The 14,568-nt window shown below is 66.6% G+C and carries 11 protein-coding genes and 1 tRNA gene; 7 read left to right on the top strand and 5 right to left on the bottom strand.

The window, feature by feature from the left end; translation table 11 throughout:
- The first annotated feature begins 3 nt into the window (after nt 1-3).
- Complete coding sequence (locus tag GRI89_RS09325) at nt 4-636, top strand: MarC family protein (protein ID WP_159794464.1); 633 nt, start codon at nt 4-6, stop codon at nt 634-636.
- Between the two features lie 136 nt (nt 637-772).
- Here the strand turns inward: GRI89_RS09325 and GRI89_RS09320 are convergent, their stop codons facing one another.
- Entirely contained in the window at nt 773-1,387 is a 615-nt protein-coding gene (locus GRI89_RS09320; RefSeq protein WP_159794462.1) for an LON peptidase substrate-binding domain-containing protein, read from the bottom strand.
- Nucleotides 1,384-2,298, bottom strand: a complete 915-nt coding sequence (locus GRI89_RS09315) for a tetratricopeptide repeat protein (protein ID WP_159794547.1) — start codon at nt 2,296-2,298, stop codon at nt 1,384-1,386. Before GRI89_RS09315 ends, GRI89_RS09320 begins: the two co-directional genes overlap by 4 nt.
- A gap of 194 nt (nt 2,299-2,492) precedes the next feature.
- On the opposite strand from GRI89_RS09315, the gene GRI89_RS09310 reads away from it, so the two are divergent.
- From GRI89_RS09310 to GRI89_RS09295, 4 genes are all read left to right on the top strand, one after another.
- Nucleotides 2,493-2,567, top strand: a tRNA-Gly gene (locus GRI89_RS09310).
- Nucleotides 2,568-2,644: 77 nt separating this feature from the next.
- Nucleotides 2,645-3,442: an SDR family oxidoreductase gene (locus GRI89_RS09305; protein WP_159794460.1), complete on the top strand. Its 798-nt coding sequence runs from the start codon at nt 2,645-2,647 to the stop codon at nt 3,440-3,442.
- Between the two features lie 78 nt (nt 3,443-3,520).
- Nucleotides 3,521-3,877: a hypothetical protein gene (locus GRI89_RS09300; protein ID WP_159794458.1), complete on the top strand. Its 357-nt coding sequence runs from the start codon at nt 3,521-3,523 to the stop codon at nt 3,875-3,877.
- Nucleotides 3,878-3,975: 98 nt separating this feature from the next.
- Nucleotides 3,976-5,958, top strand: a complete 1,983-nt coding sequence (locus GRI89_RS09295) for a TonB-dependent receptor plug domain-containing protein (RefSeq protein ID WP_159794456.1) — start codon at nt 3,976-3,978, stop codon at nt 5,956-5,958.
- A gap of 151 nt (nt 5,959-6,109) precedes the next feature.
- Here the strand turns inward: GRI89_RS09295 and dcd are convergent, their stop codons facing one another.
- Nucleotides 6,110-6,664, bottom strand: a complete 555-nt coding sequence (gene dcd, locus GRI89_RS09290; RefSeq protein WP_159794454.1) for a dCTP deaminase — start codon at nt 6,662-6,664, stop codon at nt 6,110-6,112.
- 172 nt (nt 6,665-6,836) lie between these two features.
- Here dcd and GRI89_RS09285 point away from each other — a divergent pair, with 172 nt between their 5' ends.
- Together GRI89_RS09285 and GRI89_RS09280 are read left to right on the top strand one after the other, a co-directional pair.
- Nucleotides 6,837-7,688 carry a 2'-5' RNA ligase family protein gene (locus GRI89_RS09285; protein ID WP_159794452.1) on the top strand — a complete coding sequence of 284 codons (852 nt, stop codon included), beginning with the start codon at nt 6,837-6,839 and terminating at the stop codon, nt 7,686-7,688.
- A gap of 270 nt (nt 7,689-7,958) precedes the next feature.
- Nucleotides 7,959-10,481, top strand: a complete 2,523-nt coding sequence (locus GRI89_RS09280; protein WP_159794450.1) for a G8 domain-containing protein — start codon at nt 7,959-7,961, stop codon at nt 10,479-10,481.
- A 3-nt stretch (nt 10,482-10,484) separates the two neighbouring features.
- Here GRI89_RS09280 and putA read toward each other — a convergent pair whose 3' ends face one another.
- Together putA and GRI89_RS09270 are read right to left on the bottom strand one after the other, a co-directional pair.
- Complete coding sequence (gene putA, locus GRI89_RS09275; RefSeq protein WP_159794448.1) at nt 10,485-13,598, bottom strand: bifunctional proline dehydrogenase/L-glutamate gamma-semialdehyde dehydrogenase PutA; 3,114 nt, start codon at nt 13,596-13,598, stop codon at nt 10,485-10,487.
- A 44-nt stretch (nt 13,599-13,642) separates the two neighbouring features.
- Nucleotides 13,643-14,533: an MBL fold metallo-hydrolase gene (locus GRI89_RS09270; protein WP_159794446.1), complete on the bottom strand. Its 891-nt coding sequence runs from the start codon at nt 14,531-14,533 to the stop codon at nt 13,643-13,645.
- Nucleotides 14,534-14,568 lie beyond the last annotated feature (35 nt).

Raw genomic sequence — 14,568 nt, 5'->3', positions numbered from 1 at the left:
CTGATGCTCGACCTGTTCCTCTCGGCCTTCATCACGCTCTTCGTGGTAATAGACCCGCCGGGTTGCGCGCCGATCTATGCCGGCCTGACCCACGGTGCGAGTCCGGCGCAGCAGCGCAGCATGGCGATCCGCGCGACGCTGATCGCGGGGCTGATCCTGGTGGTTTTCGCGCTGTTCGGCGAGGACCTGCTCGGCGCATTGCACATCGAGCTCGACTCCTTCCGCCTCGCCGGAGGGCTGATGCTGTTCCTCATTGCGCTCGACATGGTGTTCGAAAGGCGCACCCAGCGCCGCGAGCAGCGCGCCGAGAAAGTCATCGCCGAGCACGAGGGGCCCGAGGTCGAGGACGTCTCGGTATTCCCGATGGCCATGCCGATGCTCGCCGGCCCGGGCGCGATCGCCTCGGTCATGTTGCTGGAGAGTACCGCGCAGGGGCTCGAGGGCACGCTCACCGTGCTCGCCGCGCTCGCCGCGGTCTTGGTGCTCACCCTGTTGGCGCTCATCGCCGCGAGCCCGCTGATGAAACTGTTCGGCGCGCGGGTCGAAGCGGTGATCACCCGCCTGCTCGGCGTGCTGCTCGCCGCGTTGGCCGCGCAGTATGTGATCGACGGCCTGAAGGGCAGTTTCGGGGTGTAAGTTCCTCCCCGGTAGGGGGAGGGGGACCATCCGCAGGATGGTGGTGGGGACTCTCAACTGGCGCTGGCGTGTGGGGAGAGTCCCCTCGGTCAGCCGCCTTCGGCGCCTGCCACCTCCTCGTGCCGGGGAGGAACCATCATTGCATCGTCACCCGCCCCTCGTCGGGGTCGCTGCGGCCGAAGAACTGCATCAGCTGGATCAGCAGTTCGCAGCGTTCGGCGATGGTGCCGGCTTCGAGCAGGGCCTGCTTGGCAGCGGCGTCGAAGGGGGCGATCTGGGCAACGCCGTTGATCAGCGATTCGTCGTCGAGCTGCGCGACCGAGCCCCAGTCGACCGAATAGCCCTGGTGGTCGGAGAAGGTCCGCGCCTCGCGTTCGAAACCCGCCCGTTCGACCGCGCTCAATGTCTCGAACTCAGGATCGCGGATCAGCTCGGCATCGACCTGGCGGAATGGGGTCGAGACGTCGACCTCGCGCAGCAGGCGGAAACGCGCCTCGCCTTCGAGAACGATGTTGTAACGCCCGTCCTCGAGCACCTCCACGTCGTCGATGCGGCCGACGCAGCCCATCGCGAAGAGCGGTGCGCCCTCGCGGTCGGATTGGGGCTGAATCATCGCGATACGCCGATCTTTCGCCAGCGCGCTGCCGACCAACGCGCGGTAGCGCGGCTCGAAGATGTGCAGCGGCAATTGCAGCCCGGGGAACAGGATGACCCCGTGCAGCGGGAAGATCGAGAGCCGCTCTGCCGTCATCCGAACAGGAGCAACGAAAGCCGGCGGCGCTGGGCGGCGACCCACGGGTCTTCCAGCCCGACCGCCTCGAAGATCTGCAGCAGCTTGGCCTTGGCCGCCCCGTCTTCCCATTCGGGCTGGGTTTCGGTCAGCTTGAGCAGCGTGTCCGCCGCGGTATCGCGTTCGCCCGCGGCGAAGGCCGCCTGGGCGAAGTCGAACTGCGCCTGCGCATCGGACGGGCGCTCGGCGGCAGCCTTGCGCAGGGCGTCGAGCTCGCCCTGATCGACATGCGTGGCGGCGAGTTCGATCGCGCTGTGCGCCTGGTGAACCAGCGGGTCGTTCTGCATCTCCACGGACAATGCGGCATAGGCCGCCTTCGCGTCCTCGGTGCGGCCCGCGGCGACGAGCGCGCGGATCAGGCCAGACTGCACGCCGGGCTCATCGGGGGCCATGGCGGCGATCTGCTCGAAGATCGAGGCGGCGCGTTCGCCGTCGCCTTCGGCCAGAACCTGCTCGCCCATGGCAACGAGGTTCGAGATGTCGGGTTGTGCCGGATCGCCATTGCCCGGGGCACCGGCCTTCACCGGCAGCTGCGCGAGGAGCTGGTCGAGCGCCTGCTTCAACTGCGATTCGCTGCGCATCGGCGTCAGGTCGGCGACCGGCTGCCCTTGGAAGATTGCATAGACTGTCGGGATCGAGCGGACCTGGAACTGGCTGGCAATGAACTGTTCCTGGTCGACGTCGAGCTTGGCGAGGACCACGCCCTTGTCGGCGTATTCGCCGCAAACCTTCTCCAGCACCGGGGCGAGCGCCTTGCACGGCCCGCACCATTCGGCCCAGAAATCGAGCACGACGAGCTTGTCCTGCGAAGGCGCGACGACGGCCTTCTGGAAGCGTTCGACCGCCTTCTGCTCGTCGATGTTGAGGCCCATGCTCGCCAAAAGAGTGCTCCTGCTGCAGCTAAGATTTCGCGGGCCCAATGTGGGCCTTCGCGCCGCATTGTGAAGGGCGCGCGTGCGCGGAGCAAGGGGCGGGCAAAAGCGCGCGATTTCCTCTTGCCGGGGCGCAAGTCGGCTGCTAACCGCGCGCCTTCCCACGGAGGCACACGCTTCCGGAACGCCAGTGAGCGGGCGTAGCTCAGGGGTAGAGCATCACCTTGCCAAGGTGAGGGTCGGGCGTTCGAATCGCCTCGCCCGCTCCATTTTCCTTCACGATCGAAGTCTGTCTCGACACCGCGCCATGCGGGCGATAGCGCTCGCGCGCAGAGGAGAGTTCTGAATGAGTATGCTCGATGGACACGTCGCGATGGTCACCGGCGCCGGGCGCGGGTTTGGCCGGGCGATAGCCGAACGGTTCTCGGCGGAAGGCGCCAAGGTCGCGCTGCTGGCGCGCTCGGCGGGCGAGATCGGGGAAGTTGCCGCGGTGATCGGTCCGGCAGCGCTGGCGGTACCGTGCGATGTGACCGACCCGCGCTCGGTCGACAGCGCGATAGCTACCGTTTCGAGTGAACTCGGCGCAATCGACATCCTTGTTTCCAACGCCGGAGTTCCGGGGCCCTTCGGCCCGTTGTGGGAAGTCGATCCCGAACAGTGGTGGCAAGCGCAGGCGGTGCACATTCGCGCGCCGATGCTGCTGCTCAACCGGCTGCTGCCGGGCATGATCGAGCGCGGGCGTGGGCACGCGGTATGCGTCTCGGCCAAGGCGGCGCGGATCGTCGCGCCCAATCTCTCGGCCTATTGCACCGGCAAGATCGCGCAGAACCGCATCGTCGCCGAAGCCGCTGCCGAACTGGACGGAACGGGCGTCGCGGTCTTCGCGATCGATCCGGGCTTCGTCTTCACCCAACTGGCGCGCGACACGATGGAAGACCCGGCGGCGCAGAAGCACCTCACCGGCATGGTCGAGCGGCTCCGGCACCGCGAGAACGAGCCGGGCGCCGACGACGATCTCGCCCGCTGCGCCGACCGCGTGCTGGCGCTCGTATCCGGCAAGTACGACCTGCTTTCCGGCAACTACTACGAACTCGACGACGACCTCGACAAAGCCCTTGCCGAACGAAAGGCCGCGCAGGGCTGATCGGCTCGCCGCAATTCCGGGGCAACCCGGCTCACCGCTGCTTTCGCCCGGGCGGGTCAGGCGGCAAGGGCGGGGCAAATGATACATTGTAACGCAAGGTCGCACTTCTGGCGCGCGCTCGTCTGCGCGGCGCTTCTCGTGCAGTGCGTTTTCGTCCAGTCGCACATCCACCCGGCCGCAGCCCAAGCGCGGACAGCGGTACTGGTGGACGCGGCAGACCGGCATGCAGCCGCGACCACCGATTCCACTACCCCGGCGACCGAGTACTGCTTGCAGTGCTGGGAAGCGGCGATGGCGGGCAGTTACGTCCAGCCGGCCGCCACCTTCGTCCTCCCGCTTCCGCTCGTTCTGGTGTGGGGCGGAATCGCAGCGATGGCCGAATGGTCGCTGCGCCAGCCGCCGCGCGGCTGGTTCGGCCGCGCACCACCGCAATAACTCCGATCCCCTAGCGGAAGGCCCTCGCGGCCTTCGTCCCAGCGGCACCGGCACGCCTTGGCGCGGCCGGGGCGCCGCTCGATCCGGAGTTTTCATAGATGCGTTTCCTGTTTCTCGCCGGTGTGGCCGCCGCCGCGCTTCATCCCCAGATCGCTGCCGCGCAAGACCAGTCCGGCGGCGAAGACGAGATCTTCGTAACCGCCTCGCCGTTCGGCCACGAGTCCGACGATACGCCGGCGATCACCTCGTCGGTCGACAGCGACGACATCCTCAAGAGCGGCGGCGCGTCGATCGCCGATGCGCTGTCGAAAGTGCCGGGAGTCTCCGGCACCGGTTTCGCCTCGGGCGCGAGCCGCCCGGTCATTCGCGGCATGGATTCGAACCGCGTTCGCCTTCTCGAGAACGGCACAAGCGTATCGGACGTGTCCGATGTCGGCCCCGACCACGGCGTTCCGATCGACCCGCTCGCCGCGCGCCGCATCGAGGTCGTGCGCGGCGCGGCGACGCTGCGCTACGGCAGCCAGGCCATCGGCGGCGTGGTCAACGCGATCAACGACCGCGTGCCGATGCAGCTTCCTGGCGCTCCACTCTCGGGCGAGGTGACCGGAAGCTATGGCACGGTCGACGATGCCTGGCAGGGCTCGGGGCTGGTCGATGCCGCGCTCGGCAATATCGCGCTCCACGCCGATGCCTTCGTGCGCGACACCGGCGATTACGAGACCCCGCTCGGCACGCAGGACAATTCGTGGTTCCGCGGCCACGGCGAAGCCTTCGGCGGATCGTACTTCTTCGGCGGCGGCGACAGCCATGTCGGCGCGGCGATCGAGCAGTACGATGCCAAGTACGGCATCCCGGGCGAGACCAGCTTCATCGACATGACCCAGACCAAGGTGCTGACGCGCTCGTCGTTCGCGCTGGGTTCGGGGCTGCTCAAGGCGCTGAGCCTCGACGGAAGCTATGCCGACTACCGCCATTCGGAAATCGACGGCGGCGAGCCCGTCGCGACCTTCACCAACACGGAATACGACGTCCGCGCCGAGCTGCTGCTCAACCCGATCGACATGCTCGCCAACGCCGCTTTCGGCGCCGAATACCAGCACCGCGACTTCGCCGCGCTCGGCGAGGCGAGCAGCTACCTGCTACCGACGACCACCGAGAGCGTGGCCGGTTACGTCTTCGTCGACATGGAGCCGATGTACCGGCTGCACGTCGAAGTGAGCGGGCGTGTGGAGAACGTCGACGAAATCGGCACACCCGTTTCCGGCATCGCCACGAGCCGCAGCTTCACTCCGCTCAGCGGTGCGATCGGCGCATTGTACGAAGTGAGTGACGAGGTCAAAGTCGGCCTGCTGTTCTCCGGCACCGGCCGCGCGCCGGGCATCACCGAGCTTTTCGCACGCGGCCCGCACGATGGGCCCGGCACCTTCGAGTTCGGCGATCCGGACTTGCAGATCGAACGCGCCAACTCGCTCGAAGCCTCGCTGCGCGTCCGTTCCGGCGCGTTCCAGTTCGAAGGAAGCGTCTATTCGAGCTGGTTCAAGCGCTTCATCTACGGCGACCTGACCGGCCGTACCTGCGACGAGGACGGTCTGTGCACCACCGCCCCCGATGGCGACTTCCGGGAGATGTTCTACCGCCAGCAGGGCGCGCACTTCCGCGGGGTCGAGGGCAAGGCAAGCTATGCTCTGCTCGACGCACCCTCAGGCAAGCTCGAGGCCAACCTCCTTGGAGACTACACCCGCGCCACGCTCGATGACGGCAACAACGTCCCGCGCATCCCGCCCTGGCGGATCGGAGGCGGGCTCGACTGGGAAAGCGACCGTTTCGATGCCGGGTTCAGCGTGACGAGGGTCGCGCCGCAGGACAAGGCCGGGGCCTACGACACGCCGACCCCGGGGTACTACGACATCGGTGCGCAGGTATCTTGGCGCCCGTTCGCCAGCCAGCCGGGGATCGAATTCGCGGTGATCGGGCAGAACCTCGCCAACGAGGTCGCCCGCAACGCCGCCGCGCTCAACAAGGACCTTGTCGTGATGCCTGGGCGCAACGTGCGCTTCGTGGTCAAGTTCGCGCTGCCCTGAGCGACGCCGGTGGAGGGGTAATCGCAGTCCGTCGACTAGTGCGCGACATGGCCCTCAAACCGCCTAGCGTGCTCGCTTGGGAGACTGCCTCACGCGTCGGCTCGAAGAGTTCGAAAAGCCTCCGGCTGTGCGTCATCCTTGCACCGCACGGTCAGAGGCGGGGCAGCGTGACCCCCCGCTGCCCCATGTATTTCCCGGCCCGGTCGGCATAGGTCGTCTCGGGCCGTTCGTTGCCCTGCAGGAACAGGAACTGGCACGCGCCCTCGTTGGCGTAGATGCGCGCCGGGAGCGGGGTGGTGTTGGAGAATTCCAGCGTCACGTGCCCTTCCCAGCCCGGCTCGAGCGGGGTGACGTTCACGATGATCCCGCAGCGCGCATAGGTGCTCTTGCCCAGGCAGATCACCAGCACGTCATCGGGCACGCGGAAGTATTCGACCGTCCGGGCCAGCGCGAAGGAGTTGGGCGGGATGACGCAGACGTCGGTCTTGCGGTCGACGAAGCTGTTGGCGGCGAAGTCCTTCGGATCGACCACCGCGCTATCGACGTTGGTGAAGATCTTGAACTCGTCCGCCACCCGCGCGTCGTATCCATAGGACGAGAGGCCATAGGAAATGCACCCGTCGCGCCGCTGCGCCTCGACGAAGGGCTCGATCATGCCCGCCGTCGTCGCCTTGTCCCGAATCCACTTGTCGCTGAGAATCGCCATGGGTGAGGGATTCCCGATGGCGGGCAGGGGGGCAAGCTATCGGGAAGGAATATCCCCTTCGCAGTATCGTTTCGGTCCGGAATTGGGTGGATAGCGGACGTGACACCTGATTTGGGCCAAGCCCGAAATCGGTAATTCTTCCGATTTTTGACACCACCAGACATGGCTAGCCTTGGCATTTGAACTCTCAGGGTTGCGCGCCACAATCGAGCCGGCGCTGAAGCCTGAAACGATCGAGGAGGTTCACGTGGCCACCCTTACCCGCCTGTATCGTGCCGCGCTCATGGCGCTGGTTGTTCCCACAGTGGTTCTGGCCGGATGCAGCGGGCAGGAACCTGAAGGGACCACGGATTCGGCCTATCAAGCGGCAAACGGAGAGAATGAGGTGAACGAAGCAGCTGATCGCCTGGTCGCGATAGACGTCTTGCTCGAACCGGATCAGACCATGCTGAGTGCAGCCGGTGAGTGGAATGCCAGACTACGCGAACAGATGCCGGAGGGATTCACGCTCGACGCCACGCATCGTCCGCATATCACGTTGGTTCAACAGTATGTCCGCGAACAGGATCTCGGCGCGGTGGTCGATGCCGTCGAAGCGCTCGCAGGTTCGTTGAATCTCGACGCGTTAAAGATGACTGCAAACGGTCTCTACCATATTCCGAGCGGGGAAATGGGCCTGCAAGGCATAACCATTGCTCCGACGCCGGCTATCCTGGAGTTACAAGCGAAGGTGATCCAGGCCTTGGCACCGTATCGCAGATCCGGTGGCGATCAGTCGGCATTCGCTCCCGATCCTGACGGAGTGGCGTTCGATCCCTATCTTTTCGAATATGTCGATACCTTCGCGCAGAGCCAGACCGGCGAGAACTACAATCCGCACGTGACGACGGGAACAGCGCCCTTGGCGTGGCTGGAAGCGCGCGAAAAGGAACCGTTTCAGGAGTTTCAGTTCGGAGTTTCGAATCTCACCATCTACAAACTCGGCAATTTCGGAACCGCTGCGGTGCCCCTGGCGGACAAATAATCTGGATCGCGTCGCTTGAACCCATGCAGCGGCTGGCAAAGCGCCGATGTCTGCAATTGGGCCATGAGATTTCGGTCTCGTTTGTACCTCGAAGATACGCGTCGCCCGAGCTCCGCGGGTTCTGACTTGCCAAGTACAAAAACCCTCGCAATGCTGCGTGCAAAGACAAGACCGGCACGCCCGGTCGTGAACGAGGGGATCTGTTTCATGCGTAGCAATGCTCGCTCATTCCTTGTGTCCTTGCTTCTACCTGCCGCCCTCCTGCTCGGCATGAGCGCGGAGGCCGCGGCGCAGGAAAGCCACGATCACGGTGCAGCAGCCGCCGATGCCGCGCCGGTCGCGATGAAGACGGGGCGTTGGTCCGATCCGGCGACCTGGCCCGACGGCAAGGTCCCGGCCAAGGGCGACGCGGTGACCATCGCGCGCGACATGGAGGTCGTCCTCGACGTCAGCCCGCCTGCGCTGCGCAGCCTGACCGTGAACGGCAAGCTCCGCTTTGCCGACGACCGCGATCTCGCGCTCGAGACCGAGTGGATCTACCTGCCCGGCGGCGAACTCCAGATCGGCAGCGAGGCCAGGCCCCACACCCACCAGGCCTCGATCACGCTGACCGACAACGTCCGCGACGAGGACATCAACACCATGGGCGACCGCGGCATAATGATGCTGCGCGGAACGCTCAACCTTCACGGCGACCGCGAGCACACCTGGACCAAGCTGGCGAAGACCGCGAAGTCCGGCAGCAGCGAAATCGAGGTGCTCGACGCCTCGGGCTGGCGCAAGGGCGACGAAATCGTCCTCGCCTCGACCGACTTCGATCCGCGGCAGGCGGTACGGCGCACCGTTGCCGCGATCTGCGGCGACCGCCTGACGCTCGACAAGCCGCTCGAGTACATGCACTTCGGCGAGATCACCTTCGGCGTCGACGAGCGCGGCGAAGTCGGCCTGCTGACCCGCAACATCAGGATCCAGGCGTCGGACGATGCCGATACCGATTACTTCGGCGGGCACATCATGGCGATGGCCGGCTCCAAGATGTACGTCTCGGGCGTCGAGCTTTCGCGCATGGGCCAGAACATGCACCTCGCGCGCTACCCGATCCACTGGCACATCATCGGCGAAGGCGCCGGCCAGTACATCAGGAACGCCGCGATCCACGACACCTACAGCCGCTGCGTGACCGTGCACGGCACGAACAACCTGCGGATCGAAAACAACGTGACCTACAACACCGTAGGCCACTGCTTCTTCCTCGAAGACGCGGTCGAGACCGGCAACCAGTTCGTCCACAACCTCGGCATCCAGACCAAGTGTCATCCGACGCTGCCGTGCGAGCCCACCAACCTCACCGACGCGGCGCGGGGCAGCAAGGGCCAGCAGTCCGACCATATCCTGATCCCCTCGGACAACACCGCGGCGACGTTCTGGATCACCAATCCGGACAACGTCTATCGCGACAACGTCGCCGCCGGATCGGATGCGATCGGGTTCTGGATAGCCCTGCCACAACATCCGACGGGGGCGCACGAGGGCAAGGAAGGCACCGAGAACGTCTGGCCGCGCCGCATGCCGCTGCGCGAGTTCAAGGGCAACGTCGCCCACTCCAACTTCGATGCCCTGATGTTCGATCGTGGCCCTTCACCCAACGGCACGTTCAACGTCGGGGGCGCCGGGCACACCGCCTATGCCGACCCGACCAACACGGCGAGCGGGGCGATCCCCTCGGTCATCGACAGCTACACCGCCTACAAGAACCGCAACGGCGCCATCTGGGGTCGCGGCGAGTACCACCTGTTCACCAACCTGAAGCTGGCCGACAACGCCATCGGCTTCACCCATGCCTCGGGCGGTTACGGCGTGGCGCCCTACACCTCGCGGGTCCAGGATTCGCTGTTCGTGGGCGAGAGCGACAACATCGGCAATCCCTCGACGCCGGCGGAAGTGGCCTACGGTCGCACCCTGCCGCACGTGACGGCGGACTTCCCGATCCGCGGATACGAATACTACGACTATCGCCACGACGTCGTGAACACGACCTTCGTCAATTACGAGCCCAACCAGCTTCGCGAGGCCGGCGCGATCTCGTACCTGCTGTTCACCAGTTTCGGGATGAGCACGGAAAACCGGGTCGAGGGCGTGAAGTTCGTCAACGCCCAGCCGGTCCATTTCCCGGAAATGCAACGCCGCTGGTCCTCCGACTTCGCCGGCCGCGCCGCGTACCGGAGCGCGACGATTCACGACATGGACGGCTCCCTCAGCGGAGTTCCGGGCGCCTATGTCGTGATCGACAACGGCATCGCATCGGCGGAAGACACCTGCGAAACCAGGGCGACCTGGGGCGCTGCCATCTGCAAGGGCGACATGGGCCGCCTCAGCATCGGCAACACCAAGGATTTTCCGGAGTTCGGGGCTCCCGCCACCGACCCCGTGGTGCTCGAGCGCAACGGCAAGCGCTTCGAATACAACGGCGAGACCACCCTTCCCAGCGGCGCCCAGATCAAGGTGGTCACGGCGCGCAACGACCTCGCGCTGCACCTGCGCGAAATGGACAGGGGCTCGTGGGTCATCTTCGAACTTCCCGGCTTCACGCCGCCCGCGGGGACTACACAGGCGGCGAGCCTCGACGCGATGCGCGCTTCGGACACCACCGCCTGGTTCAAGGACGGCAACACGTTGTGGGCCAAGCTGGTGGTCGAAGACGCCACCGCCGACGGTCCCGTCGTCGTGCAGGTCGGCACGCTGCGCGCGCAGGCCTCGCTCGATGTCAGCCGGGGAGAAGGCCTCGGCGGCTAGGCCCTAGCCGCCGGCGAGCAGGCTGGCGTTGCCGCCGGCCGCCGTGGTGTCGACCGTCGTCACCCGCTCCGTCGCGAAGCGGTAGAGGTAGTGCGGGCCGCCGGCCTTGGGGCCGGTGCCCGACAGCCCCTCGCCGCCGAACGGCTGGCTGCCGACCACCGCGCCGATCTGGTTGCGGTTGACGTAGAGGTTGCCGACGCGGGTGTTGGCCTCGACGTGGCGGCGCACCGCGTCGATGCGGCTGTGCAGGCCGAGCGTCAGGCCGTAGCCGGTCGAGTTGATGTCGGCGATCACCCGGTCGAGTTCGCCCGCCTTCCAGCGCGCGACGTGGAGGACCGGGCCGAAGTTTTCCTTCTCGAGCTCGCGGATCGAGCCGATTTCGATGATCGTCGGCGAAACGAAGCTGCCGAGCTTTGCTGCTTTGGGCAGTTTCCGACGCCAAACGGGGTGTTTCGAGCGCTTCATTGACGCGATATGCTTCTCGAGATTGGCCTGCGCCTCCTCGTCGATGACCGGGCCGACATCGGTTTCCAGCGCCGCCGGATCGCCGATTTCGAGCGCCTCGAACCCGCCACGAATCATCTCCAGCATCGAATCCGCCACCTCGTCCTGCAGGTAGAGCACGCGCAGCGCGCTGCACCGCTGACCCGCCGACTGGAAGGCGCTGGCGAGCACGTCGCGGGTGACCTGCTCGGGCAGTGCGGAGCTGTCGACGATCATCACGTTCTGCCCGCCGGTCTCGGCGATCATCGGCACCACCCCGCCGCGTCGCGCGGCGAGGGTGCGGTTGATGGCCTGGCTGGTCTCGGTCGAGCCGGTGAAGGCGACCCCGGCAAGCCGCTCGTCGCCGGTCAGCATGGCGCCGACCTTGGCTCCGCCGGTGACGAGCTGGAACGCCTCGGCCGGGATGCCCGCTTCGTGGCACAGCCTCACCGCCAGCGCGGCGATCAGCGGGGTCTGCTCGGCGGGCTTGGCGAGCACGCTGTTACCCGCCGCCAGCGCGGCCGAGGCCATGCCGGTGAAAATCGCCAGCGGGAAGTTCCACGGGCTGATGGTCACGAACACGCCGCGGCCGTGGAGCTTGAGGTAATTGTCCTCGCCGGTCGGCCCGGGCAGCAGGTGCGGCCGCCCGAACTCGCGCCGCGCCTGCTCGGCATAGTAGCGCAGGAAGTCGACCGCCTCGCGCACTTCGAGCACGGAATCGAGCAGCGTCTTGCCCGCCTCGCGCATGCACAGGCTGATAAATTCGGTGGTGTGCGCTTCGTAGAGCCGCGCTGCCTCTTCGAGCAGCTCGGCGCGCGAGGGGCCGCCCAGTGCGTCCCAACCCGGCTGGATCGCCACCGCCTTGTCGAATGCGAGGTCGACGTCGGCGCGGGTCGCGTCGCGGCAGGCGCCGACGATCGCGTTGTCGTCCTGCGGGCTGATGATCGGCGGGGCCTTGGTGCCCTTGCCGAGCGTCGGCCCGGCCTCCCATTGCCGCCCGGCCATCGAGGCGAGCGCGTCGAGTAGCGGCTCGCGCACCAGCGGGTCGGCGAGGTCGACGCCCGCGCTGTTGAGGCGTCCCGGGAAGAGGTCCGCAGGTAGCGGGATCGACGGGTTGCGCAGGGGGGTGAGCGCGGCGAGGTCCTTGACCGGGTCGGTGGTCAGTTCCGCCACCGGCACTTCGGCATCGGCCATGCGGTTCACGAACGAGGAATTGGCGCCGTTTTCAAGCAGCCGCCGCACGAGGTAGGCAAGCAGGTCCTTGTGCCCGCCGACCGGCGCATAGATCCGCACGCGCGTCTGGGTCTGGCCGACCTTCTTCTCCTGTTCGGCGAGCACTTCGTAGACGTCCTCGCCCATCCCGTGCAGCCGCTGGAATTCAAATTCCTTGTTACCGGCGAGCGCCTTGATCGCGCCGATGGTGTAGGCGTTGTGCGTGGCGAAGGCCGGGTAGATCGCGTCCTCGGCCTGCAGCATCCGCGCCGCGCAGGCGAGGTAGGAAACGTCGGTCGCCACCTTTCGGGTGAATACCGGGTAGTCGCGCAGCCCGTTCACCTGTGTCAGCTTGATCTCGGTGTCCCAGTAGGCGCCCTTGACCAGCCGGACCATCAGGCGGCGGTTGTGCTTGCGGGCCAGCGCGATGGTCCAGTCGACCAGCGGCAGCGCGCGCTTCTGGTAGGCCTGGAGGGCGAGGCCGAAGCCGCCCCAGCCGCCCGCGAACAGGCCGTCGTCGGCGACCAGCGCCTCGATGATGTCCATCGACAGTTCGAGCCGGTCGGCCTCTTCAGCGTCGATGGTGAAGTGGATGTCCACCTCGCGCGCCAGCATGGCGAGCTCGCGGACCATCGGCACCAGCGCCGCCTTTGCGGCATCGGCATGGTAGAAATCGTACTTCGGATAGAGCGCCGAGAGCTTGACCGAGATGCCCGGGCTCTGGCGGAAACCACCCTTGGCCTCGCGCGCCAACCGGCGGATCGCCGCTTCGTAACTGGCGCGGTAGCGCTCCGCATCGGCGAAGGTCATCGCCGCCTCGCCGAGCATGTCGAAGCTGTGCACCAGCCCTTCCTTGCGCTCGGGCGCGGCGCGCTTGAGCGCCTCGTCGATGGTCCGGCCGAACACGAACTGCCCGCCGAGGATGCGCATCGCCTGCAGCGTTGCCTTGCGGATGACGGGTTCGCCGAGCCGGCCGATGGCGCGCTGCACCGCCTTGCCCATGCCGAGCTCGGTCGCCTTGCCGCCGCGCAGGACCTCGCCGGTCAGCATCAGCGAGAAGGTTGCGGCGTTGACGAAAGTCGAGGAGCTGCCGCCGAGGTGCTCGCCCCAGTCGATCCCGGCGAGCTTGTCGTGGATCAGCGCGTCGGCGGTCCCGGCGTCGGGCACGCGCAGCAGCGCTTCGGCGAGGCACATCAGCGCGATGCCTTCCTCGGTGGCGAGGCCGTAGCTGTTGAGGAAGGCGTCGAGCCCGGCTGCCTTGCGCTTGCGCGCGCCGGCAATCAGCTTGCCGGCGAGCGCGGCGGCTTCACCCTGCAGGGCGCTGGCGGCGGAGGCCTGGCGCAGGCGCTCGGTGATGCAGGCTTCTTCGTCCATGCGGAAGGCATGACGCAGCGCGGTGCGGTCGATCGGGGAGGGGGGCATCGCCGCCCCTTGGACCCGGTTTCAGCTGCAATCAAGTAGGGGTTTCAGCCGGGCAGCCACTCGTATTTGAAGGCATCGCCATCACGCAACACGCGTCCGGCGCTGGTGCGGCGGAAATGCGCCGGGAAGCACAGCAGGTCGTCGTCCGCCGCGCGCTCCATCGTGCGCTTGCGGGTCTTGCTGGCCATGACCCCGTCGGTGTCGAAGGCGAAGGGCAGGTCGTGGCGGATCAGCTGGACCGGGTGGTGGATCACGTCGCCCCAGAACAGCGCCGGCGCGCCGCCCGCCTGTGCGGAGATCGTGCAGCAGCCGGGCGAATGGCCGAACGCCGGTTCCATCCACACCCCGTCGGCGATTTCGCCCAGCGCGACGTGGTCCTCGTCGACCAGCTCGCCCTTGCCCGCTTCCATGATCGGCACGATCGAATCGAGGAAGGCCTCGAGGTGGACGATCTCGCTCTCGGGCTGGGTCTTGAAGTATTCGTAGTCGCGCTTGCCGAACAGGTAGCGGGCGTTTTCGAAGGTCGGCACCCACTTGCCGTTCTCCAGCCGGGTGTTCCAGCCGACATGGTCGAAGTGCAGGTGTGTGCACATGACGAGGTCGATGTCGCCCGGCTCGAACCCGGCGCGGCGCAGGTTGCCGAGGTAGTCGGTGTTGAGGTTGCTGACCTCGGGGATCAGGCGATGCTTGTCGTTGCCGTCGCAAGTGTCGATCAGCACGGTCCGGCCGTCGATCTCGATGACCCATGAGTGGACCGAGAAGGTCATCAGGCTGGTTTCGGGATCGGCGTTGACCTCGTCGGGCTGGTCGTACCAGGTCAGCAGCCGCTTCATGTCCGCACCGGTGACGCCGGGCAGCTGGCCGAGCAGCGGCACCGGGCTGTCCATCTCGTGGACCTTGTGAATCCGCATCCGGCCGAGTTGAATCGGTTGCATCGTCGTCTCTCCCTTGCCGCCATCGTGCCCCAACA

It is taken from the genome of Croceibacterium salegens (genome assembly GCF_009827435.1).
GTDB classification, from domain to species: domain Bacteria; phylum Pseudomonadota; class Alphaproteobacteria; order Sphingomonadales; family Sphingomonadaceae; genus Croceibacterium_B; species Croceibacterium_B salegens.
The sequence above is the reverse complement of the archived record's forward strand: the minus strand, read 5'-3'. Positions and strand labels throughout refer to the sequence as shown.